This window comes from Pseudomonas mandelii (assembly GCF_002251635.1).
Taxonomy (GTDB): Bacteria; Pseudomonadota; Gammaproteobacteria; order Pseudomonadales; family Pseudomonadaceae; genus Aquipseudomonas; species Aquipseudomonas mandelii_B.
In genome coordinates this window covers 1-3,358 of the sequence record NZ_NMOJ01000198.1, presented here as the reverse complement: position 1 = coordinate 3,358, position 3,358 = coordinate 1, and the positions used below count along the sequence as shown (strand labels likewise).

4 protein-coding genes are annotated in these 3,358 nt (G+C 55.9%); all 4 read right to left on the bottom strand.

The window, feature by feature from the left end; translation table 11 throughout:
• Positions 1 to 4: 4 nt before the first annotated feature.
• Entirely contained in the window at positions 5 to 844 is an 840-nt protein-coding gene (gene ybgF, locus B7L09_RS24525) for a tol-pal system protein YbgF (RefSeq protein WP_094471005.1), read from the bottom strand.
• Positions 845 to 850: 6 nt separating this feature from the next.
• Positions 851 to 1,348, bottom strand: a complete 498-nt coding sequence (pal, locus tag B7L09_RS24520) for a peptidoglycan-associated lipoprotein Pal (RefSeq protein ID WP_094471004.1) — start codon at positions 1,346 to 1,348, stop codon at positions 851 to 853.
• Positions 1,349 to 1,400: 52 nt separating this feature from the next.
• Positions 1,401 to 2,681, bottom strand: a complete 1,281-nt coding sequence (gene tolB / locus B7L09_RS24515) for a Tol-Pal system beta propeller repeat protein TolB (RefSeq protein WP_176457764.1) — start codon at positions 2,679 to 2,681, stop codon at positions 1,401 to 1,403.
• 17 nt (positions 2,682 to 2,698) lie between these two features.
• A partial coding sequence (gene tolA, locus B7L09_RS24510) for a cell envelope integrity protein TolA (RefSeq protein ID WP_094471002.1) occupies positions 2,699 to 3,358 on the bottom strand: 660 nt, incomplete at its 5' end.

The window sequence follows — 3,358 nt, the reverse complement described above, 5'->3', positions numbered from 1 at the left end:
TCGCTTACAAGCGCTGCAGATCCCGCTGGGCCAACTGGGCAGCAGACGTACCCGGATATTGGGCAACCACTTGCTGCAGAATGCCTTTGACCTTGTCGGTATGACCCAGGCGGCGCTCTACATCAGCCAGCTTGTACAGCGAATCAGGCACTTTTGGATGCTTGGGGTACAGCTGCGAAACCTTGGCAAAAGCCTGACCTGCACCTTGCAGATCNCCCTTTGCCAGGTTCACCTCACCCAACCAGTACTGGGCATTGCCCGCGTATTGGCTGTTCGGGTATTTGCGCAGGAATGCGGTAAAAGCCTGGCTGGCCTTATCGAAATCCTTGGCTTTGATCAGGTCGAAGGCTGCGTCGTAATACAGTTTTTCCTTCGCCGGATCAGCTGGCTCGCTACCCGCAGCAGGCGCTTGAGCGGCGGCCGCTCCTGCACCTGCGCCAGCGGCTGCACCGGGGGCATTCAAACTGCCACCGGCTGAAGAATTATCAGGAGTCGCGGCTGGTGCAACGCCGGTTCCTATGCGCCGATCAAGATCCTGATATCGCTCCAGGTTCTCTTGCTTCATACGCGCTACATCATTCTGCAGAACTTCGATTACACCCTGTTGGCGTGAAATCTGCTCCTGCATGGATTGCAATTGGTTGAACAGCTCGCCCTGTGCCGAGACAGGGGCCGAAACCCCTCCCCCGGCATAGGCGCCGTTCGTACCGTAACCCGCAGGCGGATTGCTACTCCCGCTATTGTTATAGCCAGAGTTGCTATCTTCCACAGGAACCGCAGCCCACACCGCAAGCGGTGCGAGGCTGAGAGCCAATACAGTTAGAGCACGACGGCACGTTCGCATGACGAATTACTTACGCAGTTCGACGCGACGGTTTTGAGCCCAGGACTGCTCGTCGTGGCCAGTAGCAACTGGACGCTCTTTACCGTAGGAAACCAGTTCCAGTTGGCCCGGAGCAACACCTTGCAGTACCAGGTAGCGCTGAACGGCTTTCGCACGACGCTCGCCCAGTGCCATGTTGTACTCACGAGTACCACGTTCGTCGGTGTTACCTTCCAGAACAACGCGAGCGCCGTTAGCTTTCAGGTCCTTCGCGTGAACGTCCAGAGCGCGCATGGCTTCTGGCTTCAGGTCCGAACTGTCGTATTCGAAGTAGAAAGTGGTGATAGCGCGCAGAGCAGCTTCTTCGCTCAGGGAGCCGTCAACTGCACCAGTGTTAGCGCCGTAACCAGCGTTTGGATCAACAGCGCCTTCACCGGCATTGTCGCCGCCTTTAGACGAGCAACCAACGGCTACGGACAGAGCCAGAGCCAGAGCAGCAAACTTACCAAACTTCAGCATTTCCATCGTGAAACTCCTAATGAACCCCAGTGTGTTAAGCAAATCTTGTAGCGCCGCGTCAGTTCAGGTAAGGGGACCAGGACGGTTCTCTGACTTCGCCTTGTGCGGTAGGAAGCGGGAGCCTTACGCGTCCATTAATGGACACGAGCATCAAGACTCCCCGGCCCTGCTGGCGGGTGGCGTAGATTACCATGGTGCCGTTGGGCGCAACAGTAGCTGACTCATCAAGGTTGGTGTCTGTGAGGATTTTTACCGTTCCACGCTGCAAATCCTGGGCCGCAACCCGGAAATTAGTGAAACCATCCTGACGGTGAATCATCACCAACGTCTTTTCATCAGCCGAAAGCTTAGGGTTGGCATTGTAGTTACCAATAAAGGTCACGCGTTCTGCGCCACCGCCACCTACGCTTGTTTTGTAGATTTGAGGCTTGCCGCCACGGTCAGAGGTGAAATAGATGGTCGAACCATCCTTACCCCAGAACGGTTCGGTGTTGATGCCCGGGCCGCTGGTAACTCGGCTGATCTGGCGCGAACCCAGGTTCATCACGTAGATGTCCGGGTTACCGTCTTTCGACAATACGAACGCCAGGCGATTGCCATCCGGCGACCANGCAGGTGCGCCGTTGAGGCCTTCGAAGTTGGTGATCTGCTCACGACGGCCAGTATCGATGTGCTGCATGAAGATACGCGGACGCTTCTGCTCGAACGAAACGTAAGCGATGCGCTTGCCGTCCGGTGCGAANCGCGGCGACAGGATTGGCTCACGGGACTGCAGCAAGGTCACGGCGCGTGCACCGTCGTAGTCCGAGCGCTGCAACGTATAACGAGTGTTGTCTACAGAGAAACGCTCAGCCGTTACATAAAGCAGGCGTGTCGAGAACGCACCTTTGATACCGGTGAGTTTTTCAAACGACTGGTCCGAGATGTAGTGCGCCATGTCACGCAGCTGATCGACGCTGCCCGACACGCTACCGGTCAGCACTTGCTGTTCGGTGGCGACGTTGAACAGAGCGTACTGAACCTGCAGGCGACCGCCCGCTGGAACAATGCTGCCGACCATAATGTATTGAGCGTTGATCGCCTTCCAGTCACGGAAAATGATTTCGCTGGCCTGGTTCGGCTGGCTGATCATGTTGCCTTTCGGAATCGGCGCGTAGTAACCCGAGTTGCGCAGGTCGTTGCCGATGATTTCGGCCATGTCATCCGGCAGCACGGTGCCGCCCTGGAATCCGAATGGCACTACGGCAATTGGAGTTGCCTGGGAGCTACCACTGCTGACCAGGATATTTTTTTCGTCTGCGGTGGCCAGTCCTGCAAAGCAGAANATAACGACAAGCATTCCTCGAAGAAGGTTTCTCACAAGGCTAGATCCTCAGGTGTGAATGTCATCTTGAATGAACGATAGGGAGCGAAGTCGCCTGGCTTCAGACCCTGCATTTCGGTCAATCGACCAATATTTTTTACCGCCGCTACCGCTGAACTGTCGAACGGTGCATCACCGCTGGACTTGGCAACCGATACGCCGGAGATTGTTCCATCAGGCAGCATGTTGATTTGCAGGATCACTTTCATGCCCTTGCGGGCCGACGGTGGCTGCGCCCAACCTTCAGAAGCACGGGAGCGAATCAAGTCGTCGAAGTTACCCGCGACTTCATCACCCTGTTCATCGGCCAAGGCTTGCTGACGCTGCGGCGTGTCGGAAAGCAAATCTGCCAAGGCCTGGGCCTTTTTCTCTTCGGCGGATTTACGTGCTGCTTCCTGGGCCTTTTTCTTGGTGGCGTCGGCGGCAGCTTTCTTCTTCGCGTCGTCGGCGATCTTTTTCTTCGCCTCGTCTGCTTCAGCTTTTTTCTTGGCGTCTTCGGCGGCTTTCTTCTTCGCGTCTTCGACTATCTTTTTCTTGGCGTCTTCAGCGGCCTTTTTCTTGGCCTCTTCTTCGGCCGCTTTTTTGGCTTCTTCTTCAGACTTCTTCTTGGCTATATCAGCCAGTTGTTTCTCTTCAGCCTTTTTAGCTTCGGC

What these genes read in the sequence shown, in the direction of transcription:
- pal (WP_094471004.1), bottom strand. Translation starts at nt 1,348, where the DNA reads ATGGAAATGCTGAAGTTTGGTAAGTTTGCTGCTCTGGCTCTGGCTCTG.